We start from the raw sequence: 554 nt of genomic DNA, 5'->3' as shown, positions 1-554 counted from the left end.
TCGAGATAGATGGCGTCGGCCTCGCGCAGGATCTCCAGCTTTTCGCGGGTGATGCCGCCCGGACAGCGGATGGCGAGACCGGGACCGGGGAACGGATGCCGGCCAATGAAGCTGTCGGGCAGGCCGAGCTCCTTGCCGAGCGCCCTCACCTCGTCCTTGAACAATTCGCGCAGCGGCTCGACCAGCTGCATGTTCATGCGTTCGGGCAAGCCGCCGACATTGTGATGCGACTTGATGGTCACCGACGGGCCGCCGCTGAAAGAGACGCTTTCGATGACGTCGGGATAGAGGGTGCCTTGTGCCAGGAAATCGGCGCCGCCGAGCTTCTCGGCCTCCTCCTCGAACACTTCGATGAACAGCCGCCCGATGGTCTTGCGCTTCTTCTCGGGGTCCGACTCGCCCTCGAGCGCGCCGATGAAACGGTCCGCAGCGTCGACCAGGATCAGCGGCAGATTGTAATGCTGGCGAAACATCTCCACCACGCCTGATGCCTCGTCCTTGCGCATCAGACCGTGGTCGACAAGGATGCAGGTGAGCTGGTCGCCGACCGCCTC

Annotated in this window: 1 pseudogene; it reads right to left on the bottom strand. The window is 63.9% G+C overall.

Annotated features, from left to right (window positions below):
• Positions 1-554, bottom strand: a pseudogene (locus NKI17_RS36955) (glutamine-hydrolyzing GMP synthase); the annotation flags it as partial.

It is taken from the genome of Mesorhizobium sp. M0816 (genome assembly GCF_040320005.1).
Lineage (GTDB): Bacteria > Pseudomonadota > Alphaproteobacteria > Rhizobiales > Rhizobiaceae > Mesorhizobium.
The sequence above is the reverse complement of the archived record's forward strand: the minus strand, read 5'-3'. Positions and strand labels throughout refer to the sequence as shown.